The sequence below is a fragment of the Mycobacterium sp. genome (assembly GCF_049647605.1).
Taxonomy (GTDB): domain Bacteria; phylum Actinomycetota; class Actinomycetes; order Mycobacteriales; family Mycobacteriaceae; genus Mycobacterium.
Genome location: NZ_JBARXZ010000125.1, coordinates 18,714 through 42,411, shown reverse-complemented (window position 1 = coordinate 42,411; position 23,698 = coordinate 18,714). Strand labels below are relative to the sequence as shown.

21 protein-coding genes are annotated in these 23,698 nt (G+C 66.0%); 14 read left to right on the top strand and 7 right to left on the bottom strand.

Annotation, left to right across the window (positions count from 1 at the left end):
* From WBB07_RS16845 to WBB07_RS16830, 4 genes are read left to right on the top strand one after another with little or no spacing between them, the layout of a single operon-like run.
* Positions 1-828, top strand: coding sequence for a cyclase family protein (locus WBB07_RS16845; RefSeq protein ID WP_526309536.1), 828 nt, complete (start codon positions 1-3; stop codon positions 826-828).
* Between the two features lie 34 nt (positions 829-862).
* Positions 863-1,591, top strand: a complete 729-nt coding sequence (locus tag WBB07_RS16840; protein ID WP_526309535.1) for an SRPBCC family protein — start codon at positions 863-865, stop codon at positions 1,589-1,591.
* Positions 1,576-2,142: a carboxymuconolactone decarboxylase family protein gene (locus WBB07_RS16835; protein WP_526309534.1), complete on the top strand. Its 567-nt coding sequence runs from the start codon at positions 1,576-1,578 to the stop codon at positions 2,140-2,142. Before WBB07_RS16840 ends, WBB07_RS16835 begins: the two co-directional genes overlap by 16 nt.
* 53 nt (positions 2,143-2,195) lie before the next feature.
* Positions 2,196-3,152, top strand: coding sequence for a zinc-binding dehydrogenase (locus WBB07_RS16830; RefSeq protein ID WP_526309533.1), 957 nt, complete (start codon positions 2,196-2,198; stop codon positions 3,150-3,152).
* Between the two features lie 94 nt (positions 3,153-3,246).
* Here the strand turns inward: WBB07_RS16830 and WBB07_RS16825 are convergent, their stop codons facing one another.
* Positions 3,247-3,948, bottom strand: a complete 702-nt coding sequence (locus WBB07_RS16825; protein WP_526309532.1) for a cysteine hydrolase family protein — start codon at positions 3,946-3,948, stop codon at positions 3,247-3,249.
* Between the two features lie 200 nt (positions 3,949-4,148).
* Positions 4,149-5,546, bottom strand: coding sequence for a uracil-xanthine permease family protein (locus WBB07_RS16820; RefSeq protein ID WP_526309531.1), 1,398 nt, complete (start codon positions 5,544-5,546; stop codon positions 4,149-4,151).
* A 330-nt stretch (positions 5,547-5,876) separates the two neighbouring features.
* On the opposite strand from WBB07_RS16820, the gene WBB07_RS16815 reads away from it, so the two are divergent.
* Entirely contained in the window at positions 5,877-7,172 is a 1,296-nt protein-coding gene (locus WBB07_RS16815; protein ID WP_526309530.1) for an oxidoreductase, read from the top strand.
* Here the strand turns inward: WBB07_RS16815 and WBB07_RS16810 are convergent.
* Genes WBB07_RS16810 through WBB07_RS16795 form a run of 4 tightly spaced genes read right to left on the bottom strand, consistent with a single transcriptional unit; the run spans position 7,157 to position 12,361 of the window.
* A complete protein-coding gene (locus WBB07_RS16810; RefSeq protein ID WP_526309529.1) occupies positions 7,157-8,320 on the bottom strand; it encodes an NAD(P)/FAD-dependent oxidoreductase in 1,164 nt (387 codons plus the stop codon). The two genes, WBB07_RS16815 and WBB07_RS16810, sit on opposite strands and share 16 nt — an antisense overlap.
* Positions 8,317-9,834, bottom strand: coding sequence for an L-piperidine-6-carboxylate dehydrogenase (gene amaB, locus WBB07_RS16805; protein WP_526309528.1), 1,518 nt, complete (start codon positions 9,832-9,834; stop codon positions 8,317-8,319). The genes WBB07_RS16810 and amaB overlap by 4 nt, the downstream gene beginning before the upstream one ends.
* Positions 9,835-9,878: 44 nt before the next feature.
* A complete protein-coding gene (gene hglS, locus WBB07_RS16800) occupies positions 9,879-11,207 on the bottom strand; it encodes a 2-oxoadipate dioxygenase/decarboxylase (protein WP_526309527.1) in 1,329 nt (442 codons plus the stop codon).
* Positions 11,207-12,361, bottom strand: coding sequence for a Glu/Leu/Phe/Val family dehydrogenase (locus WBB07_RS16795; RefSeq protein ID WP_526309526.1), 1,155 nt, complete (start codon positions 12,359-12,361; stop codon positions 11,207-11,209). Before WBB07_RS16795 ends, hglS begins: the two co-directional genes overlap by 1 nt.
* 37 nt (positions 12,362-12,398) lie before the next feature.
* Between WBB07_RS16795 and WBB07_RS16790 the strand changes: the two genes are divergently transcribed.
* Positions 12,399-13,334: a LysR family transcriptional regulator gene (locus tag WBB07_RS16790; protein WP_526309525.1), complete on the top strand. Its 936-nt coding sequence runs from the start codon at positions 12,399-12,401 to the stop codon at positions 13,332-13,334.
* Between the two features lie 55 nt (positions 13,335-13,389).
* Here the strand turns inward: WBB07_RS16790 and WBB07_RS16785 are convergent, their stop codons facing one another.
* Entirely contained in the window at positions 13,390-14,127 is a 738-nt protein-coding gene (locus WBB07_RS16785) for a GntR family transcriptional regulator (protein ID WP_526309524.1), read from the bottom strand.
* Positions 14,128-14,180: 53 nt separating this feature from the next.
* On the opposite strand from WBB07_RS16785, the gene WBB07_RS16780 reads away from it, so the two are divergent.
* From WBB07_RS16780 to WBB07_RS16745, 8 genes are all read left to right on the top strand, one after another.
* Positions 14,181-17,030, top strand: coding sequence for an FAD-binding and (Fe-S)-binding domain-containing protein (locus WBB07_RS16780; protein WP_526309523.1), 2,850 nt, complete (start codon positions 14,181-14,183; stop codon positions 17,028-17,030).
* 71 nt (positions 17,031-17,101) lie between these two features.
* Positions 17,102-17,689, top strand: a complete 588-nt coding sequence (locus tag WBB07_RS16775; RefSeq protein WP_526309522.1) for a TetR/AcrR family transcriptional regulator — start codon at positions 17,102-17,104, stop codon at positions 17,687-17,689.
* 12 nt (positions 17,690-17,701) lie between these two features.
* Entirely contained in the window at positions 17,702-18,496 is a 795-nt protein-coding gene (locus tag WBB07_RS16770) for an IclR family transcriptional regulator (RefSeq protein WP_526309521.1), read from the top strand.
* 88 nt (positions 18,497-18,584) lie between these two features.
* A complete protein-coding gene (locus WBB07_RS16765) occupies positions 18,585-19,550 on the top strand; it encodes a PDR/VanB family oxidoreductase (protein WP_526309520.1) in 966 nt (321 codons plus the stop codon).
* A gap of 127 nt (positions 19,551-19,677) precedes the next feature.
* Entirely contained in the window at positions 19,678-20,814 is a 1,137-nt protein-coding gene (locus tag WBB07_RS16760) for an acyl-CoA dehydrogenase family protein (RefSeq protein ID WP_526309519.1), read from the top strand.
* Positions 20,811-22,058 (top strand): CaiB/BaiF CoA transferase family protein, encoded by a 1,248-nt coding sequence (locus WBB07_RS16755; protein WP_526309518.1) that lies wholly within the window; start codon positions 20,811-20,813, stop codon positions 22,056-22,058. The genes WBB07_RS16760 and WBB07_RS16755 overlap by 4 nt, the downstream gene beginning before the upstream one ends.
* Positions 22,055-22,912, top strand: a complete 858-nt coding sequence (locus WBB07_RS16750; protein WP_526309517.1) for an acyl-CoA dehydrogenase family protein — start codon at positions 22,055-22,057, stop codon at positions 22,910-22,912. Before WBB07_RS16755 ends, WBB07_RS16750 begins: the two co-directional genes overlap by 4 nt.
* A complete protein-coding gene (locus tag WBB07_RS16745; RefSeq protein ID WP_526309516.1) occupies positions 22,909-23,697 on the top strand; it encodes an SDR family oxidoreductase in 789 nt (262 codons plus the stop codon). Before WBB07_RS16750 ends, WBB07_RS16745 begins: the two co-directional genes overlap by 4 nt.
* Position 23,698 lies beyond the last annotated feature (1 nt).

The window sequence follows — 23,698 nt, the reverse complement described above, 5'->3', positions numbered from 1 at the left end:
ATGCGGATTGTCGATCTCACTCACCCCTGGGGTATCCACACACCGGGCTGGGTTGGGTACCCGGGTGGCAAGATGTACTACACCCAGAACCTGCAGACGAATCAGATTGTCTCCCAGCGCATTGAGAGCTCACTGCATTCAGGAACCCACCTCGACGGGCCGATGCACGGTACCGACGGCGGCCTGGACATGGCATCGCTGCCGCTGGACAAGCTGATCCACCCCGGCGCCATCGTCGACGTGTCCGACGAGGTCAAGGACTGGGAGCTCATCGAGCCCGAGCACATCACCTCCAAGGTCGAGGTCAAAAAGGGTGACATCCTGATCATCCACACCGGCTTCATCGACTACTACCAGGGCATGCCGCGGCAGGACCTGGTGCGCTACTTCACCATGCACCCGGGTGGCAGTATCCGCCTGGCGCGGTGGATGGCCGAGATGGAGATCCGTTGGTGGGGAATCGATGCCGGCTCAGGCGACCACCCGATGAACACCACCATCCGTAACATGCGCCCGGATCTGCTCAAGCAGTTCGAAGAGCATGTCGGGATGACGTACAAGGAATACCTGGGTGAGTACACCTACACCCATCACATGTCGGGCCGTGAGATCACCTCTGACATCTTCCCGATGCACCACCTGGCCTTCCAAGACGGCTGCATCCATGCCGAGAACGTCGGCGGCGACCTGAAGTCCGTCCTGAATCAGCGCGCGATCATCGGTGCCTTCCCGTGGAAGATCGAAGGCGGCGAAGCGTGTCCGTGCCGGATCATGGCGTTCTTCGACTGCGGAGCCGACGAGGTCATCGAAGGACTCGCCGGACGCTAGTCCCCGCTGTACCAAAGACGAAGGGCGGCAACCAATGCCAATGCAACTGAAGAACGAGTTCGAGATCGACACCGATCTCGAACACACCTGGGAGCTGCTGACCGACATCCCACGGATCATGCCTTGCATGCCGGGGGCCGCCCTGGACGGTGTCGAGGGGGACGACTACCTCGGCAACGTCAAGATCAAGGTCGGACCCATCGGGGCGCACTTCCGTGGGAAAGCCCGATTCACCCACAAAGACGACGCCACGCACAGCGCGGTGATCTCGGCCTCGGGCAAGGATCCCAAAGGGCAGGCTGCGGCCACCGCTCAGATCCACGCCCGGTTGGAACCCGTCACGGCAAACCGCACCCGCGTCCTGATCGACACCGATCTCGACATCAGCGGGCGGATGGCGCAATTCGGCCGTGGGGCCATCGCCGACGTCAGCAACCGGCTCATCGGGCAGTTCGTGACCAACCTGTCGGCACTGCTCACCGCTCCCGGGGCCTCGCCCGTCGGCACCTCCGGTGCCGCGGCGTCACCGGGTCCGGTCGGCGCCCCGGCGCCCGCACCGGCAGCAGCCGCGGCGACCGCGGACGCGGGGATGGACGTGATGTCCTTTGTCGTACCGATGATCAAGGAGCGTTACGGGCAAGCAATTGTCGGTGGCCTCCTCGGATTTGTACTCAGCTGGCTGGTTTTCGGCCGTCGCGTCGGTAAGGCGCCTCGCTACCGATACGCCCCGTACCAGGAGGGTCCGCGTTGGCCCAGCGACTGACTTCGCTCCCTCCCGATCAACTGTCCGCCGAACAGCGTGTCGTCTACGACGGCATCACCGGCGGTGACCGGCTCAAGGGCACCCAGCATTTCCCCGTCGTCGCACCTGACGGATCGCTCAACGGTCCATTCGGCATCATGGTCAATGTGCCCGGGGTCGGCGGCGCGCTCCAGGAACTGGGTGCGGCCATCCGCTACCGGACGAGCCTGTCTGCCCGGGTCCGCGAAATCGCCATTCTGTTGGTGGCGTGGTCGCTGGACTCGGAATTCGAGTGGTGGGCACATGAACGTGTCGGTCGCGCAGTGGGTCTCACCGATGCCGAACTCGCTCAGCTGGCGCAGGGGCAGTTCGAATCCTCCGATGCGGCCGAGCAGGCCGCGGCAGATCTCTGCATCATCCTGCTGGACGGCGGTTCGGTGTCCGACGAGAACTACGCCCGGTTCGCCGAAATACTCGGCGCGCCGGCGATTGTCGAGCTGACCAGCCTGGTCGGGTACTACCGGACCCTGGCTCAGCTGATGGCCGTGTTCGACGTCGGCATCCCCGGCTAGCGCGCGCCCCGCGGCGCCACCACACCAAACTGCATTGAACAGAGGTTGATCCCATGGCGTTGAAAATCGTTCTCGACGAAGCTCTTCTACCGACGGTGCAGGAATCGGCAGAGGTGCCGCAGCCCGGCGATGGCCAGATCCGGGTGCGGGTGGTCCGCGCCGGAATCAACTTCTGGGAGGTCATGCAGCGCCGTGGCCGGGTGCCGGTGCCCGAGCATCGCATTCCGGGCTCAGAGGGCGTAGGCGTTGTCGAGGCGGTCGGTGCGGGCGTGGACCGCCTGGCTGCCGGGCAGCGGGTGGCGTGGTCCAAGGTGCCCGGTAGCTACGCCGAGCTGGTGGTCGGCCCGGCTTCGGCATTCACTCCTGTCCCTGATGGGGTATCCGACGAGGTTGCCGCCGCACTGCTCTTCCAGGGTGCGACGGCCTATTACCTGGCCCATGACGTCTGGCATCTGACCGTCGGTGATGTTGCGGTGGTGACTGCCGCCGCCGGTGGTGTCGGTGTCCTGCTGACCCAGCTGCTCACTTCGGCCGGAGTGCAGGTGATCGGGGTGGTATCCAACCAGGACAAGGCCGACGTGGGGCGCCGGGCCGGTGCCACTCACATGTTCACCTACAGCGAGAACCTGGTCGAGGAGATCCGTGCGGTCGCTCCCCAAGGTGTTGCCGTGGTGTACGACTCGGTGGGTGCCGGCGTTGCCGAACCGCTGATGGCAAGTCTGCGACCGCGAGGTGCGATGGTGCTCTACGGAGCGGCCTCGGGGCAGGAAGCCGATATCAGTGCCAAGGATCTCGGTGGCGGGTCGCTGTTCCTCACCCGTACCGCAGGACGCGACTACACCGGCGACACGCATGCGGCTGCGGAGCGGGCGGCGCTGCTGCTCGATCTTGCCGCCCGGGGCGTGCTGCGCCCGGAACTGGGCACGGAGTTCCCGCTGGCGGAGGCCGCTGCCGCACTCGATGCCCTCGAATCTCGGGCCACCGTCGGCAAGCTGCTACTGGTTCCCTGATCCACCACCACAGCAGCAGATCACTACAGAACAGCTACAAAGCAGTGGAGCCCGAGACATCAAAATGTCTCGGGCTCCGCTGCTTTCATGTGCTTCAGTCGGCGGAGACCTTCGACCACTGCGAGCTGATCACCTCGGCGTCGGTGACCAGTGCAAAGTGCAGTGACATGATCGCGGTGGCGGCATCCTCGAGCGATTTGTTGGTGCCACGCACCAGGTCTGCGGGCACCACAACACGGTAGCCGATGTTCGATGCCTCGAAGGCGCTGTTGAGGACACAACAGTCGGCCATGATGCCGTCGATCACCACAGCCCGGATTCCCATCTCGCGCAGCAGGAAATCGAGGTCGGTCGGGTAGAACGCCGAAAGACGTTTCTTCCCGGTGACGATCTCGTCGCCGGGAAGCACCTCGGTGACGAACTCCGTCCACTCAGACCCGGCGATTGCATGCTGGTCCGCGCCCGGGATGGGTCCGGCGAACTGAGGGAACGTGACCCGCCACGCGCTGGGACTGGTCCCGAGGATGTCATCTCGGCCCGACGGACGCACCTCGGAGCGGACATGGATGACAGGGATCCCGTGGGACCGAGCTGCGGCGTGAAATGTGTTGATTCCGTCGATGATCTCGCGGCCGCGGGGTGCCGGGCACGGGCAGTCGGCGCGCTCGGAAAGGTGACCGGCGTGCATGTCGATCGAGATGACGGCCGTGTGTGTTGGATCCAGATACTCCGCGAAGGCGCCTCGCGGGTCGAGATCGCGGCGTTCGCCGTTGACATAGTGATACTGGGTGGTCACGACTTCTCGTCTCCTTTGGAGGTGAATAGGTGCGCGAACAGTTCGGGCCGGCCGTGGTGGCCGCCCGCATGGTGAACGAATTTGGGGCCCAGTGCATCTGAGGCGTCGACGCCAGCGTAGACGATCTGCGGTGAGTCGTCCGGGGCCTGGGCGATGAGCCGGCCGCTGAGCCGACGAGCGAGGTGTCGCCGCCGAGGGCGTCATTCGGTAACGGTTTCCGGCGGGGTGGAACTGCCTTGCGTGACGGTCGAATCCGACCCGCGCCGCCGCTCCAGAAGTGGGCGGATACCGAAGTTGACGATGATGTTCAACCCGATGAGCATGATGATGCCGAGCATCATCGGGGTGGTGAGCACGCTCTGGACCGCGGGGGACATGGTTGCCACGATGTCGGCGGGAATCCACTGACCGCCGAGAGCAACAATGAACGAGGTGGCCGCGACCGTGATGTTCAGGTCGTCCCAGTCCACTTTGCGCAGCATCTGCACGCCACTGAAAGCGATGATGCCGAAGAGCACCGTGCTGGCTGCGGCCAGCACCGATCCGGACAGGCCGGCGATGAACAGGCTGAGCTGAGGCAGGAAGGCGAGCGCAAAGGCGAAGATGCCGGCGGCCATGGTGACAAATCGGCTGCCGATGCGGGTGACTCGGATGATGCCGACGTTCTCCGGGTACGAGGTGGTGCCGATGCCACCGAACATCGAACCGATTGAGGTACCGAGAAACTCGGTGAACAGCCCGCGGTTGATCCGGTTGAGAGACAGCTTCTCGCCGCCCCAACCCGAGACCAGGGTGTACATGCCCATGGCCTCCGAACCGGCCTGGAAGAAGGCCAGCAGCATCAGCACGACCACGGGCCAGGCGACACCGAATCCGAACGGGAACAGCGTCGGAGCTCCGATGAAATCGGCAGCACTGAGATCCGGAGGCGACCACAGGCCGGTTGCCAGGGCCAGTAGCGTGCCGACGACGATTCCCCACACGATGGCGCCACGTTTGAAGAGGCTGTTGCCGCCGAAGACCATGCACGCCGAGATCACCAGGACAACCACCAGGCCGATCCAGAAGCTTGACCAGCCATAGCCGTCGGTACCGGGCGCCCCGAACCAACCCGGCAGTCCGATACTGGCCAGCTGGGCGCCGATGATGATGAACAGCGTGCCGAAGACGATGGGGTCGGCGGCGAATTTCCGCATGTGGCCGAACAAGCCGAGACGGCCGATCGGGATGGTGAGTGCCATGAAGATGACGCCCGCCACCAGCATCGAACCGAAAGCAGTGCCCAGTCCGAAGGTTGCGCCGGACACCAACAGGGCGGCGAAGAAGGCCGCTGTCGGACCCTGCACGATCGGGAGCCGGACGATTCGGCTGGACTGCAGGATCGTGACGATCCCAGTCAGCAGGAAGCACGCCTGGACGATGTGGCTGACCTCGAGGGCGCTGAGCTCCAGTGCGGAGCCCAGCAACACCGGAAAGATCCAGATACCTGTCAACGCCAGCAAGTGCTGCAGACCGAACAGACCCAACTTCGGAAGCGGAAGACGATCCTGGATACCGATATCGAGAACCGGCCGTTCGCCCTCTGTGATTTCAGCCATACAAAAATCATTCCTGCGTTGTTGAGATTCGTCAAGACGTGTCCATCTGCGGTTCACCTGTGGATCTGAAGCGTCCGCCAGTTTCCGGATACCGGGTTGCTTCGCCGAAGTGCACACTGGAAGGGCATGTCTCGTTCTCTTGGAGGTGTGGGCATTGTTCCGGAGAGAGCTGCACGGGTCCGATCACGGAAATTCGGGTGTGGGCGCTGCGACCGCATGTTTTAATACAGTTGAATCGAATCTCTCGGGTCACCCGCGTGCTGCCGGGCCACGCGGTCCGTCGTCGACGGTGCCCGAGCCCCGGGTGTCCTACTGTGGCTGGAGGCCGTGATGGACCGACACAATATCGTCGCCAACCGGGAGCGGCCTCAGGGAGCCGCATTCCGCCCGGCAACACTGGGTCCCGTGGAGGTGCGTAACCGGCTGATCCGCGCGGGTACCGGCGAATCCATGGCAGACAGCGCGGGTCGCATCGGTGATGACTACGCCGCGTTGCACGAGGAGCTGGCACGAGGCGGTGTGGGGCTGGCCTTCACCGGTCACATCTTCAGCCATCCCCGTGGTCGGTACGGCACTCTTCAGGCGGGACTGGATTCGGACGCCGCGATCCCGGGCTTTCGGCGCGTGACCGATGCGGTGCATCGCCGGGGCGGGCGGATCTTCGCGCAGGTCGCCCATGCCGGAAGCCAGTCCATGATGTTCGATACCGACCCGTTGTCGCCGTCGCCGGTGAGCAACGTGATGACAGGCCGACCGGTGCGGGCTGCCTGCGACGATGAGATTCGTGAGGCCATCGCCGCATTCGAACAGGCGGCGCGCCGGGCGATGGAGGCCGGATTCGACGGCGTCCATCTGCACGGTGCCAACGGCTATCTGATCAGCCAGTTCCGGTCACCGCTGACCAATCGTCGCGACGACGAATGGGGCGGTAGCCAACTCCATCGGGACCGGTTCCCGCTCGAGATCATCCGGGCGGTTCGCGCGCAGATCCCCTCGGACCGGGGTTTCACGATGAAGGTCGGGCTTGCCGACCTGGTGGACCGGTCGGGCGGACTCGAGGTCCGGGACTCGGTTCCCGGGATCGCGAGTTTTGTGGCGGCCGGGCTCGACGGTGTGGAGGTGTCGTCGAACCTCATGAGTGATTACGTGTCCGCTTCCATCCGCGGCTACATCGCGGTGGACCGCAAACGTGCGTTGCAGGACCTGCTTTTTCACCGGCTGCACAGATCCGCCGAGCCGGAGGGGTACTTCCTGCCGTTCGCCGAAGCGGTGCGCGCGGCCGTCGATACCAACATCATTCTGGTGGGAGGTCTGCGCCGGGCCGAAACCATCGACGACGTCATCTGTTCCGGTCGTGCCGATTTTGTGTCAATGGCACGACCGTTCATCCGCGAACCCGATCTTGCGCGCCGATTGACCGACGGACGCCAGCCCAGTGCTGCGTGCGTCTCCTGCAACATCTGCCTGATGCACGACGAGCACCACGCGCTGAAGTGCTGGCGAACCCCGCGCGCAAATCTGTGGGAACATGCCCGGTACCGGCTGTCCGGTGGGTTCAAAGGCAAGGGTTCCGGCCAGAAACCCTCGGCTGCCGGCCGCGGCGGGCGCGATCAGCCGCAGAAATAGTCCGGGACGGGGGCACCGTCGAGGGCCAGTGCCACGGCGGCACGCGCTGCCAACGGTCCCACCAGATTGCCTGTTCCGTTGTAGGCGCCGAAGGCGATCACCCCTGGGGCGACGGCGCCGCACAGCGGACGTCCGTCATCGGTGTAGGCCACCGATGCCGCCCAGTGGTGGGTGACGGTGACCGGCGCGCCCGCCATCCGCTGTGCCACCGATTCGATATAGGTCTGCACGTCGGCGGTCGGCGTGGTGGCGGTGGTCCATTCGGTGTCGATGAACTTGTCACGTCCACCCCCGACGTACATCCGGCCACCACTGTCCTGCTGCGCATAGTCGTACCCCCACCGGCAGTACACCGGGCATGGCAACCGGTCCGGGGCGAGCGGGTCGGTGGCCAGCATCTGCAGGCGCGCGGTACGGACCCGGCCTTTCAGCTCGGGCAGCACGGTCTCGAGCTTGCCGTCGACGGCCACCAGAATGACGGGGGCGCTGACGCTACCGTTGGCGGTCTGCACGGTGCCGTCGCCGATCCGCACTGCGGGGGAGTGTTCGAACAACGCAGCCTGCGACCGGAGCAGTGCTGCAAGGCCGAGCGCGCGACGGGCCGGGTTCATCGCCGCGTCGTCGGGCAGGAACAACCCACGGCCGAGCGCTCCGTCATAGTCTTCGACACCGATGCCGTTGTCTCGCAGGGTCTTCGACAGTGCGTCGCAGTCTCTGATGTCCAGGTCGCGGTCGGCGGCTTCGCTGTCGGTTACCGGTTCACCCGGCAGGCCTGCCACCCGCAGTGAACCGGTGCGCCGGATCACCTCCGGTCCCAGCAGCTCGGAGAGTCGGTTCAGTTCGGCGAGGGTGTCGCGGTAGAGGTCCAGCGCTGAGTTTCCCCAGGTCTGCATCGCCCGGTGCAGGAAGGCTGACGGGCCGGCCAGCAGGAAGCCGCCGTTGCGGCCCGCCGCGCCCGCCCCGACCCGGCCGGTGTCCAGTCCGATCACCGAGAGACCGCGGTCGACGGCCGCGGCAACGGCTGCCAGCCCCGAACCCCCGAGTCCGACGACACAGACATCGGCCGTCAGCTCCGTCTCGAGTACGGGTAGCCCCGGCCAGGCTGCGACCGCCGGATCGTCATCCCAGGCGACACCGCGGTGTGTCATCCGAAGTTGACCCCCTGCGCCAAGGGGAGTTCGGAGGAGTAGTTGACCGTGTTCGTCGCCCGTCGCATATAAGCCTTCCAGGAGTCCGAACCGGACTCGCGGCCACCTCCGGTCTCCTTCTCCCCACCGAAGGCGCCGCCGATCTCCGCGCCTGAGGTACCGATGTTGACGTTGGCGATACCGCAGTCCGAACCAGAGGTCGACAGGAACAGCTCGGCCTCACGCTGGTCGGTGGTGAAAATGGCAGACGAAAGGCCCTGTGGAACAGCGTTGTTGAGCTCGATGGCCTCGTCGAGAGTGTCGTAGGTCAGGATGTAGAGGATCGGGGCGAACGTCTCGTCGTGCACCACGGAACTCTGGTGCGGCATCGTGATGATGGTCGGTTCGACATAGTAGGCCTCAGGTGCCTGCTCGGTCAGGACCCGCCGGCCGCCTGTCACGACGGTGCCGCCGTCGGCCTTGGCCTTCTCCACGGCGAATTCGAAAGCGCGGAAAGCCGACTCGTGGATCAGCGGACCCACCAACGTGGTCTCCTCCAGTGGGCTGCCGATGGGCAACTGGCGGTAGGCATCGGCGATGCGGCGGGTCAGCTCGTCGGCTACCGAACGGTGCACGATCAGCCGGCGCAGGCTCGTGCACCGCTGGCCTGTGGTGCCCGCCGCAGAGAACACGATCCCGCGTACCGCCAGGTCGAGATCGGCCGCCTGCGACACGATGACCGCATTGTTGCCGCCGAGCTCCAGCAGACTGCGACCGAAGCGGGCCGCCACCCGTGGTCCGATTTCACGGCCCATACGCACTGAACCGGTGGCGCTCACCAGAGCCACGCGTGGATCGTCGACGATGGCTTCGCCGACCTCGCGGCCACCTTGGACCAACAGGTGAATGCCGCTGGGTGCTCCCAGATCACGAATCGCACGCTGGAGGATGGCGGAGCAGGCAGCTGCGGTCAGCGGGGTGATTTCCGAGGGCTTCCACACCACGGTGTCGCCGGCGACCAGAGCCAGCGCGGTATTCCAGGACCAGACCGCGACCGGGAAGTTGAAGGCGGTGATCACCCCGACCACGCCCAACGGGTGCCAGGTCTCGCTGAGCCGGTGTAGTGGGCGTTCGGACGGCATGGTGCGGCCGTAGAGCTGCCGGGACAATCCGACGGCAAAATCGCAGATGTCGATCATCTCTTGGACTTCGCCGAGCGCTTCGGACTCGATCTTGCCGGCTTCCAGGGTGACCAGGGTCGCCAGGTCGGCCTTGTGCTCGGTCAACAGCTGCCCGAGTCGGCGCACCAGGTCACCGCGCCGCGGGGCGGGTACCTGACGCCAGGTGCCGAAGGCGTCAGCGGCTGCGGCCACGGCGGCCTCGGTCTGCGCGGCGGTGAAGGCGGGCAGCTTCGCCAGGACCGATCCGTCGACGGGGCTGATCGAGACGACGTCGCCCTCGGGTGAGCTGTCGAGCGCTATTTCGAGGCGGGACAGTACGGCGGCGGCACGATCGGCAAGGGTGGTACTGGGCATTGCTGGTCTCCAAGGTTTCGGGATGTGGGGAATGAGGAAGGTTGCTACGTGGGCAGGATCATGCCCACATCGCGCAGGGACTCGTCGGTCTGGGCGGCATAGACATCAACGGGTTGGTGGACGGTGCGATCCAACGTCGCTGCCATCCAGTCGATGTCATAGCGTGCGGCGGCCCGGTCATAGTCGACGGTGCCGTCGCCGGTGAGGTTGGATTGGAAGATCCCGGCCGCGCTGCGGGGGAGGAAGTCCTCGTAGGTGATCGGGGTGGCGGTCACCGCACCCGAGGCCACCGCTTCGTCGAGCGAGGCCGCAGGCGCAGCGCCGGTGCGGTGGTAGGTGAAGTAGGCCAGGCCGCCACGGCGTAAACCTTCGAGATCGGTGGGGAAGTCGGAGCCTTCCCATACTTGCCGGCCGGCGTCTTGCCACGACAGACCGGTCGACGCGGCGATATCGGTCTGCTGCATCAGCTCGTCATAACGCTGCCGTCCCAGTGGGGTCAGCGCGATACCGCGCTGCTCCACTTCGCCGAATCGCACCCGGGTGGTGCCCGCCACGACGCTGCCGTCGGGCTCGGTGAACATTCTCGATTCGTCGAGGGCGCGGAAAGAGGTCTGGCGCAACAGAACATCGGGACCGTGCCAGCGCGGCGGACCTTGGATCTTGTCGATCATGTGCAGACCGCGGGCCTGCAGACGCCGGTACAGCTCATCGATGTCGAGCACCCTCGGGGTGAGGTGGTTGATGTGAGTTCGGCTGACACCGCCGATATCGGCGGCGACAGCAGATATCTCGGCGAGCTCGGTATACCAGGACCGGTCTGTGGGCTCGGTGGACAGCTCGAAGGCGGCGGTGGCCAGCCCGACAAATCGATCGGCGTCGTCGCTGCCGAGACCGCGGCCCGCGGCGGCGCGTTCGGCCAACATCAGCAACTCTGTGCTGAACAGGGTCCGCCGGTCGAGGAACGTCCGCAGGCGTCCTTGGAGGTCCGTGGAGAAGAAGCGGCTGTCGTCGACAGCCAACATGGACGTGAAGACCCGGAACGGGTTCACCTCGAGTTCAACCGGATCAATCGGCCGAAACGCGGTGGACACCACAGGCACCGGCACATTGCCGGTGTCACGCAGGTCGTAGAACCCGACGGGGTGCATACCGAATCCGGCAAAAATGCGACCTACCTGTTCGAGCTCGCGTGGGGTGCCGACCCGGATGGCGCCATGCCGTTCGGCGGTGACCCGGTCGTTGCCACCCAGCTCGGCGTTGATTTCACCGGCGACGTCCACGAGCGTGGTGTATGCGGGTACCTCACGGCCGTACATCTCCGACAGTGATGCGGCGAATCGGGCTCGCAGTCGAGCGGTGGTCTGGAAGGTCATCAGCTCGCGCTCCTGGTGATCTGGCCGCGGGCGGCCATCGCGGCGCGAACCCGAGCTTGGGCAATGGTGCGGGCGGCATCGTGGGTCGAGCAGGCGGTGGCGTCCGCCGCATCCAATACGTCGTTGGTGTTGGCCCGGATTCGACTGGACACCAAGGACATGATGCTCTCGGTGTCCGGCCGGAACGGAGAGTAGCGGGCCTCCATGGCCACGCCGGCCGCGACGATGCCGCCGGCGTTGGCCACGAAGTCCGGCACGACGAGGATCTTGCGTTCTGCCATCAACTGCAATGCTTCTGCCGAGGCGGGCAGATTTGCTCCTTCGACAACAAGCTTCGCCTTGATCCTCCCGGCCACGTGCGCATCGATGACATCCTGGCGTGCGGCGGGGACCAGCACGTCGCAGTCGACGGCCAACTCGGCGCCCGCGGGTAGCACCTCGTCGCGGCCGTAGTGATGGACTGCGGCATCACCGTATTCGGCGCCCAGTCGGTCGAGCACATCGATGTCCAGGCCCTGCGGATCATGCAGTGCCCCTTCAGAAGTCGATATCGCCACAATCGTCGAACCGTACTCGCCGAATCGGCGTGCCGCGGCCCGACCCACCGCGCCGAAACCCTGGATCGCAATGGCAGCGCCGGCGAGGTCCAGGCCGAGGCGCTCCGCGGCGACGTGGGCGGATTCGGTGACCCCATAGCCGGTGACACCGAGCTGGTCATAGGGCACACCGCCGAGTTCAGGTGGGCTGCCCACGGCGGCGCCGCGGTCGCCGAGCTCGTCGGCCAAGATCGCGGCATCGTATTCGGTCAGTCCCATGTCGAGCCCCAGGACGTACTCGCGTGGCACCTCGTTGCTCAGTTTGCGGGCGAAGGCCCGGAGCACTTCTTCTTTGTCGGCTCCGGTCGGATCTCCGACGATGCCGGCTTTGGCGCCTCCGAAGAACATGTCGACGCCGGCCCATTTCCAGGTCATCACCCGAGCCAGTCGGGCGATCTCGGCCACCGACACCCCTGGGCCCATCCTGGTGCCACCCTTACCCATACCGCGGGCGGTGTTGTCGATGACCAGAACACCTCTCATTCCGGTGCGGGCGTCGGAGACGACAACAACCTTTTCCGGGCCCCAGTCGTCGATCTGGGACAGTAGGTCAGTCATGTCGAGCTCCTGGTGTGTGGTGGGGTCTAATGGGCGGGTGCTGAATCCGGTTCATCTGCAGACGTTGCGGGCGGTGGTGGCCACCGGTTCGTTCGCCTCGGCGGCTCGGGAGCTCGGCTACACCGCGTCGGCGGTGTCGCAGCAGATGGAGGCCTTGGAGCGGTCGACGGGGCTGACTTTGTTCGAGCGGCGTGCCCGTGGTGTGCAGATCACCGCGCCGGCATATCTGCTCGCCGAACGGGCCGCCCGGGTCCTGTCGGACTTGGACGATCTCGAAGGTGATGTGCAATCCATCGCGGCGGGCCGCAGTGGACGGCTCAAAGTGGGTTGTTTCCCCACGGCCGGAGCTCGGATCCTGCCCGCGTCGCTGTCGCGGCTGCGGGTGAGTCACCCGTGCGTCGAAGTGAGTCTGCGGATCGCGGAGCCATCGGACACCGTGGCGATGGTCGAAAGTGGGGAACTGGATGTGGCTTTCGGCTACGAGTACGCGGCTCTGGCTCCTACGTGGTCGAGCGATCTGGTCCGGGTGCCGCTGCTGGTCGAGGATCTGGTGTTCCTCGGTCCGCCCGGAGTCGCGGCGGGCGACACCGCCGCGATCGGCGAGACGTTCACCGACGCCGAGTGGATCACCAGCGGCGCGGGCACCGCGGGTGAGGCCACCACCTACCGGATCTGTGCCGACCTGGGCTTTGTGCCCACCGTGGCGTTGCGCACCGAATACTACGACCTGGTGACCGAATTCGTCGCCGCCGGGCTGGGCGTCGCCATCGTGCCGGCGCTGGGCATCGTGTCGCATGAGCGTGTGAGTGTGCTTTCGGTGCAATCGAAGTGGGCGAAGCGAACCGTCTCCCTGGTGCATCGGCACGAGGTGTCTGATCCGTTGATCGCTGCGGTGATCGAGTCATTCGTCGAGACGGTGCGCGCCACCGACTGGGGGCCCTACATCACGACTGAGGTCAACGATGCCGGATAGCTGTGGTGAAAGTGAAGGCCCTGAGCACCCGACTTGGTGAGGCTCAGGGTAAGGATCACTCGTCGTGCCGGGTGACCGCTTGGGCCCACAGCGACTCGCCGTCGAGATGCGAGTCCTGATCGCGGATGGCTTGCGGGACGAGGATCCGGCCGGTGGAGGTCAGATGCGTGCGCATGGCCTCGGTCGCCGCCTCCGGCTGATTTGCCATGATGTGCTCGACGATCGGACGGTGTTCGGCGTCGATGTCGAAGAGGGTGCGTGCCCGGTCTGTGGTGGCGCCGAGCAGCCGGATCGACTCGCGCAGCGACCGGACGATGGTGCGGGCACGGGTGTTTCCGGCTGCTTCCATGATGTGGTCGTGGAGCAGTTGATCGTGGTGGGCGAAGGCGTGTTCGTCACCGGCGGTCGCGGCGGCATGCAGGATTTCCATCCGGTGCTGTAGCCGGGCGACCAGCGCGGTGTCGCACACCGTGGCGGCGCGGTGGACCGCAGGCAGCTCCAGGGCCAGCCGAATGGCGAAGATATCGGCGATCTCGCGGGGGTCGGGGAGCAGGATTCGGAAGCCTTGTCGTGCCTCGAAGCGGATCAGGCCGACTTCTTCCAGGCGCAGTAGGGCGTCGCGTACCGGGGTTCGAGACACCCCCAGCGCATCGGCCAGTTGGTACACCGAGTATTTGATCCCGGGTCGCATCACTCCGGCGTCCAGGGCCGACCGCACGGCCTCCATCACCTGTTCGGCGCGCCTCCCGCCGGACTCGGGAAGGCGCGCGAGTTCCAGCTCGGCGTCGGCCACTTCGGCACTGTAGCAAGATCCCGTGGTTCCTAGCATGCTACAGATGGCCTAGCATGCTAGGAATGAGCAAGGCGGAGGCGCTGCGAGAGGCGCTGTGCGGTGCCGGTGTCGGTGATGTCCGGGTGGACGCGACCAACAGAGCCGCCTACTCCTCGGACGCGTCGCTGTACCGGGTCACCCCCACCGCGGTGGTCTGCCCGGCCGACCATGACGAGGTGGCGGCGGTGCTGGAGGTGTGCCGGCGGGAGAACATCCCGGTCACCGCCCGCGGAGGAGGGACCTCGATCGCGGGGAACGCGGTCGGGACCGGTGTGGTCCTGGACTTCAGCCGGCACATGAACCAGGTGCTGTCCATCGATCCCGAATCACGCACCGCCGTCGTGCAACCCGGGGTGGTGCAGTCCGTGCTGCAGAAGGCCGCGGCACCGCTGCGGCTCCGGTTCGGACCGGACCCGTCGTCGCTATCGCGCTGCACCATCGGCGGAATGATCGGCAACAATGCCTGTGGTTCGCGGGCGCTGGGCTACGGCCGGACCTCCGACAACGTCGCGGCGATGAGGGTGCTCACGGCGTGCGGTGAGGAACTGCGGCTGCAGTCGGGCGGGGCCGTCCAGCCGCCGTCGCCTCTTCTGGACGCGCTGTCCTCGGTGACCCGATCGGGGCTGGCGACCATCCGCACCGAATTCGGCACCTTCGGCCGCCAGGTATCGGGCTACTCGCTGGAACACCTGTTGCCGGAGAAAGGCTTTGACGTCACCCGACTGCTGGTGGGTAGTGAAGGCACGCTGGCGGTGTGCACCGAGGCGACGGTGAATCTGGTGCGCGAGCCCGCCCACCGGCTGCTGGTGGTGCTCGGATACCCCGATATCGCGGCGGCCGGCGATGCCACCCCGGCGATCCTGGTGCACCGCCCGACCGCCTGTGAGGGGATCGATTCGCGCATCGTCGATGTGGTGCGGGAACGCAAGGGAGACCAGGCGGTACCGCCTTTGCCCGCCGGCGCCGCCTGGGTTTTTGTCGAAGTCGTCGGCGACACCGCCGACCAGGCTCGACTTCGCGCCGAGGAGACCGCAAGAAGCTGCGGCGCCGTCGATTCGCTGGTGGTCGAGGACCCGGCACGCGCGGCGACGCTGTGGCGTATCCGCACCGACGGCGCCGGGCTGGCCGCCCGCAGCCCGCGGGGCAGGCCCGCCCACGCCGGCTGGGAGGACGCCGCGGTGCCGCCGGCCCGCCTGGGCGACTATCTGCGTGACTTCGATACCCTGATGGCCGATTTCGGTGTCACCGGAATGCCTTACGGCCATTTCGGCGAAGGCTGCATGCACGTGCGCATCGACCTGCCGCTGGATCGCCCCGGAGGCACCAAGGTTTTCCGGGACTTCATGTTCGCCGCCGCGGAGTTGGTGGCCGGTTACGGTGGCTCGCTGTCCGGGGAACACGGCGACGGCCGGGCCCGTGGCGAGTTGTTGCCGCTGATGTACTCGTCCGACGCGCTGGGCTTGCTGGCCGCGGTCAAACATGTCTTCGATCCGGGCAACCTGCTGAATCCGGGTGTGGTGGTGGATCCGTTGCCGCTGGACGCCGACCTGCGCATCCCCGCGGCGCCGGTGCTGCGCCGCGACCTCGCGTTGGCCTACCGGCACGACGGGGGTGACTTCACCCAGGCGGTGCACCGCTGTACCGGGGTCGGTAAGTGCCGGGCCGACAACACCGGGATCGGTGAGGTCATGTGCCCGTCGTACCAGGCCACCCGTGAGGAGAAAGATTCCACCCGTGGGCGGTCCCGTGTCCTGCAGGAGATGATCAACGGCACCGACGTGCGCGGCGGTTGGCGGTCACCGGAAGTGCACGAGGCGCTCGACCTGTGCCTGTCCTGCAAGGGCTGCGCCTCGGATTGCCCGACGGGGGTGGACATGGCGGCCTACAAGGCCGAGGTCCTGTACCAGAGCTACCGTCGCCGGATCCGGCCCGCCTCGCATTATTCCCTGGGCTGGCTGCCCCGCTGGGCGAAGCTGGCGGGTCTGGCCCCGCGGCTGGCCAACGCGGCGATGCAGATTCCCGGTGTCGGGCGGGCCGGTCTTGCGGTGGCCGGAGTCGACCACCGCCGAACCATTCCGGCGTTTGCGCCGACTTCGTTCCGCTCGTGGTTCCGCAACCAGCAGTCCATCGGTCAGGACGGTTCCGGCGATGAGGTGCTGCTGTTCGTCGACACCTTCACCAACTACTTCTCACCCGAAGTCGGCATCGCCGCGGTACGGGTGCTCCAGGCCGCCGGATACACGCCCCGGCTGACCGACAAACAGCAATGCTGCGGTCTCACCTGGATTTCGACTGGCCAACTCGACACGGCGCGACAAAAGCTGGGCAACACGCTGGAGGCGCTGTCCCGGAGCGTCGAACGCGGCGTGCCGGTGGTGGGGATCGAACCATCGTGCACCGCGGTACTGCGTTCCGAAGCAGTGGAGCTCGTCGGTGGTGCGCGTGCGGAGTCGGTTGGTGCGGCCACCCACACACTGGCGGAACTGCTGACGGCCAGGGGCTGGGAGCCGCCGCCGATGTCGGGCACCTCGGTGATCGCGCAGCCACATTGCCACCACCACTCGGTGATGAGCTGGAGCCCGGACGCTCAGCTGCTGCGGGCGGCGGGCGCCGACGTGACGCGGCTCGGTGGCTGCTGCGGCCTGGCGGGCAACTTCGGGGTGGAGAAAGGCCACTACGAGGTCTCGGTGGCCGTGGCCGAACAGCAACTGCTGCCCGCGGTGCGTTCCGCACCGTCGGACGCGGTGATCCTGGCGGACGGCTTCTCCTGTCGCACCCAGCTCGACGACCTCACCGACCGCAGCGGCATGCATCTGGCACAGCTGCTCGCCGACCAGCTGCCCGCTTCAGTGCTGACCCGTTGATCAGTGTATGGCGCTCTTGCGCAGCCAGTGTGGGCGCCGGCCGTCGGAGTTGAACGGTTAGTGTTGAGGGCATGGCGCGGAAACGGGTGCTGGTCCGGCGTGAGGAGATCATCGACGCGATGGTCGCCCAGATCGCCGAACGAGGTATCGCGGCCACCCGGGTGGCCGATGTGGCGGCGGCGATGGGCGTCAGCACCGGGCTGATCTTCTATCATTTCGAAACCAAAGAAGCCCTGCTCGCGGAGGCTTTTCCTCGGGCCATGCAGCACGACCTCGACGATCTGGCCAGGATCGTGGCGCGTCGATCACCGGCTTCGGCGCGGTTGCGTGCGGTGGTCAAGTTGTACGGCCCGGCCGGTGGCGCGCCGGGCTGGCGGTTGTGGATCGATGGATGGGCTGCCGCGCTGCGCGATCCCGGTTTGGTGCAGGCCATGCGGGATATCGACAACGTCTGGCGCAACGCTGTGCACGATTTGATCGTCGAAGGCAACACCGCGGGGGAGTTCCGGTGTCGGGAACCCGAGGTCTCCGCCGCGCGTATCACGGCATTGCTCGACGGTTTGGCTGTGCAGAAAGTGGTCCGAGGCTCGGGGCCCACTGCCACCGAGCGTAAACGTTGGATCGATGAGGTACTCGACTTCGAGTTGCGGCCCGTTTAGTAGCTTTGCGGGATGGCAGCAGGAGACGCGTCGGACACCGGCGCCGGCGCGGTTCGTACCCTCAGCCGCGGCCTGGAGATTCTCGAACAGTTCTCTGACGACGCCGCCGAGCTCAGCCAGAGCGATCTCGCAGCGCGCTGTGAACTGCCGATGCCGACGATCCACCGACTGGTGCGCACTTTGGTCGCTCATGAATTCCTCGAACCGGTCGCCGGGGGGCGCAACTACCGCATCGGTGCTGCGGTGCTGCGACTGGCCGGACCGTTGATCGCGCGCAGTGATCCGGCTGCGGTGATCCGCCGAAAGCTCCAGGAACTCTCCGAGAGCACCGGTGAGACCACAAATCTCGCGACTCTGCTGGGTTCCTCGGTGGTGTACCTGGACGGGGTGAAGGGCGGACGCATGCTCACCCCACAGGTCACGGTCGGGCTGCGGTTGACCGCGCACAACACCGCGCTCGGCAAGGCACTGCTGGCGCAACTGGATGACGGCGAGGTGATCGCACGGCTCGGGCGTGGGCCGTATCCGCAGGCCACCGAGCGCAGCGCCCCCGATTGGACCGAGCTCAAGAAGCACCTCGACACGGTGCGCGATATCGGTCTGTCGGTCTCCGACGAGGAGTTCGAGCTCGGTCTCAGTTCCCTGGCGATCGGTCTTCCGGCCCAGGCCGACGGATCGCTGCGCGCCATCAACGTCTCGTTGCCCGTCACCCGCGCGACACCGGAGTTCCGTAAGAGGGCCGGTGAGCTGTTGCGCGACATCGCCATCGAAATCGCCTTGCTCGAAGGTACAACTACTGATCTGTAAGTCAGTAATTGCTGATTTGTGAGTCAGTAAAGGATTGACGCGCTCTTCGGTGTGTCCGTAAAGTATTCGGCATGCGGAAGTTCATTTCATGCTGCGAAAGTGGACTCCGGTGAGTGTCCTGGTGGTCGCCGACGTCAGACAGGAAGCCGACGGTGTGCGCTCCTTTCGCTTCCAGCGTTCCGATGGTGAACCTCTCGAGTCATGGTCGCCGGGTGCGTATCTCGAGTTCACACTGCCGTCGGGCCTGATCCGGCACTACTCGCTTTGCGGTGACCCCGAAGATCGCTCCGGATACCGGGTGGCGGTGCTGGATCAGCCCCAGGGGCGAGGTGGATCGTCTGAGTTCCATCGGTGTGTCACCGTCGGTGCCCAAGTGGATGTTCGTTCGCCACGGAACCACTTCCGGCTCGTTGATGCCGAGAGCTACCTCTTCATCGCCGGCGGTATCGGAATCACTCCGATCCTGCCGATGGTACGTGCGGTAGCCAAGGTGGGCAAAGAGTTTCGTCTGATATACGGTGGCCGGTCGCTGGCCTCCATGGCATTCTGCGAGGAGGTCGGCAGCTACGGCTCCGCGGCCACGCTGGTGCCCGAGGATGTGGCGGGCCGCATGGACCTCGCCGCCGAACTGGCCCGGTGCTCACCGGGTGTCCAGGTCTACTGCTGCGGGCCGGAGCCGTTGTTGCGGGCGGTCGAGACCGCATGTGCCGCGGACGAGCGGGTGGGCGGGCTGCACTTCGAGCGTTTCGGTGCGGCGGCCACGGCGCCCAAGCCGGTGGGAGGTGGCGGAACCTTCGAAGTGGAACTGGCCAGGTCGGGTATCACCGTCACGGTCGACGAGAAGTCATCGATCCTCGACAAGGTGCTCGAGGTGGTTCCCGGTCAACCCTGGGCTTGTCGCGAAGGATACTGCGGCACATGCGAAACGGCGGTGATTGCGGGAGATCCCGAACATGCCGACGACATCCTCAGCGATGAGGAGCGGGCCGGCGGGGCAGTCATGATGATCTGCGTCGGGCGATCCCGTACGCCCCGGCTGGTCCTCGATATCTGATTCGCGAGTCAGTAACTTTCGCGATTTCGTTGACACCGACCAGCCGAACTCCATAAGATTCATCAAGTAAAAGTCGACTTTCATTCGATGAAAGTACTCGAGTAGCCATCGGAGCTCTGTCACTCTCATGACCACCACCGTCGAACCCTCCACCACCACCGCCAAGGCCGCCGACGTCGCACAGCTGGCGCGCGAGTTCTCGGTGCTCGGCTGCGGGGTGCCGCCGACCCAGGGTTCACCGTCGGACGCGGATTCCCGAGAGGCCTACGCCGCCTACGGAAAAGCCGGGCTGATCGGGATGCACTGGCCGACGCACGTCGGTGGCGGCGGCTTCGATCCGATGGTCACCTTTGCTGTCGAGGAACTGATGGGCTACCACTGGCTGCCCATGTCGAGCTACCTGCTGTCGGTGAAGACCATCGGCAACGCGCTGCTGCAGTACGCAGGAGAAGAGATGTGCGCGCAGTTCATTCCGCGCATCGCCTCGGGGGAGATGATCTTCTGCCAGGGCTTCTCGGAGCCCGAGGCCGGCACCGACCTGGGGTCGCTGCGCACCACCGCGCGCCTCGACGGTGACCGCTACATCGTCAACGGCCGAAAGATCTGGACATCGAGCGCCGAGCACGCCGATTGGGTGTACCTCGCGGTACGGACCGGCAGTGTGGAATCCCGCCACCGCGGACTCTCGGTGTTCCTGGTGGACATCAACACCCCGGGGATCCTCGTCGACGTCCACGAGACCCTGGGCGGGGGCACCATCGGTGAGCTCACTCTCACCGATGTGGCGGTGCCCGCGGACCAGGTGGTTGGCGAGATCGACGGCGGCTGGCAGATCCTCATGGGGACATTGGATTACGAGCGCGTGACCAGCGAGAAGGTCGGCGTCATGTTACGACTGCTGGACGAACTCGACTCCGTGGTCACCGACCGCCCCGGTCGGCGGACGTTGGCACGCATTCGAGGTGACGTGCACATCGCCCGGGAGCACGGCAGGCGTGCCACCGAGCGACTTGCCGCCGGCGAGGACGCGAGCGCGGAGTCCTCGATGGCCAAGCTGTCGATCGCCCTTCTGATGCAGGAACTGGCGGCCACCGCAGTCGATCTGGTAGGGCCACGCTCACTGATCGAACACGGTCCCGGTGCTGTCCTCGATGGCAAGCTCGCAGCGTTCGCGCGGGCCGCCGTGGCCACCACCATCGCCGGTGGCGTCTCAGACATCCAGCGCAAGAACATCTCCCGGCGCCGGATCGGATCCTGGACATGAGCACAGATCTTCCGTTGAAGGGCTTGCGCGTGCTGGACTACGCGCAATACGTCGCCGGGCCGTTTGCCGCGATGTTGTTGGCGGATCTCGGGGCCGAGGTCATCAAAGTCGAACCGCCCCACGGGGACGCCTGGCGGCACTACGAACCTCTGACCGCTGACGGCGGCACCTGGTTCGTGTCGCTGAACCGCAACAAGAAGTCGGTGGTGGCTGACCTGAAAACCGAAGCCGGACAGCAGTTCAGCAACGCCTTGATCAGGAGCGCAGATGTTGTCATCCACAACATGCCGCCTGAGCGGGCCCGCAGCTTCGGCCTGGACCGCGACAGGGTGGCTGCGCTCAACCCCCGCGCCGTCTGGTGTTGTGTCTCGGCGTTCGGAAGCCAGGGCCCGGACGCTGCCACACTGGGCTACGACCTGATCGCCCAGGCCGCATCCGGTTTGCTTCTGGCCGATGCCCGGCCCGATGACGAGGTGCCGCGGCGTTCCGGCGGGATCGCGATGGCCGACCTGACCGCCGGACTGCTCACCTTCTCCGCCGCGCTGATGGGTCTGGCCGACCGATTCCGTCGCGGGGACTCGGCGGTCGGTCGCGGAGTGGAGGTCTCTCTGCTCGGTGCGTCCTTGGCGGTTCAGGTGCAGCGATTTGTCACCCTGGACGGTGCTGGGAACAATCCGGTGCGAGCGTTCTGTGATGAGGCCCGACTCGGCGAGATCGCCACTGCTGTAGCAGAATCCGATGAGTTGGAACCCTACTATCGGTGTTACCGGGCAGCGGACGGATTCCTTGCCCTGGCCTGTCTCAACGTGACGCAGCGGCTGAAAGTGGCCGAACTGCTGGGCGTCGAAGACCCGTGGGCGGCCAACCCGCAAGCCACGCCCGCCGATGCCGCCGAACTCGCGGTGCGCAGCGGTCTCAAAGACCGCTTCGCTGCCGTGCTCGCCACCGAGCCGGTCGATCACTGGGTCGCCCGGTTCGCCGAACTCGGAATCCCGGGCGGACCGGTGCGCGAGATCGGCCAGGTCCACCGAACCGAACAGGTACAGGCCAACGGGCTGGTGCAGGCCATCGAGCAGCCCGGAATGGGACAGGTCAGCGTGCTCGGATCGCTGTTCAAGATCGACGGCATCGCTGATCCCCACGCCACCTGCGCGCCTGGCCTCGGCCAGCACACCGAGGCCCTCCGTGGAGAACTCAGCCAGGCCGTACTCAGTCAGACCCCAGAAGGATTCACGCACTCATGACCATCACCGAGATCGACACGTCCGAAGCCGACGTCCGCGACTTCGCCGCCACCATCCGCAGCGTCTGTGAATCGGTGCCCTCAGTGGACTCATGGACCCCGACCGCTCCATGTGATGACCGAAATCCATCGCTGCGCAACAAACTGGCCGAAGCAGGCTGGTTCGACGTGGCAGAAGAGCGCAACGGCGCCGACTTCCTGGGAGCCGCCGGCATCGAGTTGGGCCGTGCGCTGGCGCCGGTGGATCTCGTCGACGACCTGCTCGGACACGGTCTCGCGTTGGCTGCCGATCTGGGGGGCGGTGCCGCGCTGGCCCGGTATCGGGCGGCTGGAGACACCGTATGGCTGTGTGGCGCCGAAGGTGTGCAGTTTGCGACGATCACCGGCGCGGAACCGGTGTCGTATGTCGATGCGCAGGCGATCGCACTCATCGAGACAGCCCCTGGTGAAGGACATCTGAGCGAAATTGCCGTCGACGCGTGGACGGCTGCCATGACCGGTTACATCGCCGGCCTGACCGCCGGCGCACTCCAACTGGCCGGCGGATACGCCTCCCAGCGGATCGCGTTCGGCCGGCCGCTGGCCGATCTCGACGCCGTGGCCAAGAAGATCGCCGACTGTGCCACCACCAGCGAAGGGCTGCAGATGGCAGCCCGGCGCCGGCCCGACGTCTTCATGCTCCAGCAGGCTCCCGCGGGTGCCTTCGCGGTGATGCGGGCCTGCCATCAGATCCTGGGCGGACTCGGTTTCACCCTGGAATACCCACTGCAGCGGTACTCGCGTCGCGTGGACGCGCTGCGGACCTGGACCACGCCGGTGGCCACGGCGCTGCAGAGTGGCTGGATCGCCGAATGACAGCGCGCACGGTGATCGTCACCGGCGGGGCCACCGGTATCGGGTACGGCATCGCGGAGCGCCTGATTGCCGACGGTGACCATGTGGTGTTGCTCTCGCGGAACCCCGACAAGCTGGCCGCGGCTGCCGAGAAGCTGAGCGCCGGCCCCGGCACGGTGTCCACCTACCCAGTGGACGTCCGCGATCACGAGGCGGTCGCCGCTGTGGTCGACGCGTTGCCTCGGGTGGACGGCCTGGTGAACAACGCTGCGGGCAACTTCGCCGCCCGTACCGTGGACCTGAGCTACAACGCCTTCCGGTCCGTCGTCGAGATCTCCCTCTACGGAACCTTCAATGCTTCACAGGCTTTGGCCAGACGGCTGATCCGCGAGGACAAGCCCGGCGTCATCCTCAACATCGTCGCCAGCTACGGATGGACCGGCGCGCCACTGGTGGCCCACTCGGCCGCCGCGAAGGCCGGGATGATCGCCTTCACCAAGTCCGTGGCCCGGGAATGGGGACCCCACGACATCCGGGTCAACGCACTGGCGCCCGGATTTGTCCCCACCGACAATGCAGTTGCCGGAATCCTGTCCGATCCCGGCGCCCAGGAGCGCATGCTGGACCTCATCCCTCTCGGGCGGTTCGGCAGCACTCAGGAGATCGCCGATGTAGCGGCATTCCTACTCGGCGACGAGTCGCGATATGTCACTGGCGCGGTCTTCGCCGCCGACGGCGGCCGCTCACTCGGAGTCCCGATGCACACCAGCAGCCCACAACTCATCGCATCCGGAAGGGGAGCATGAC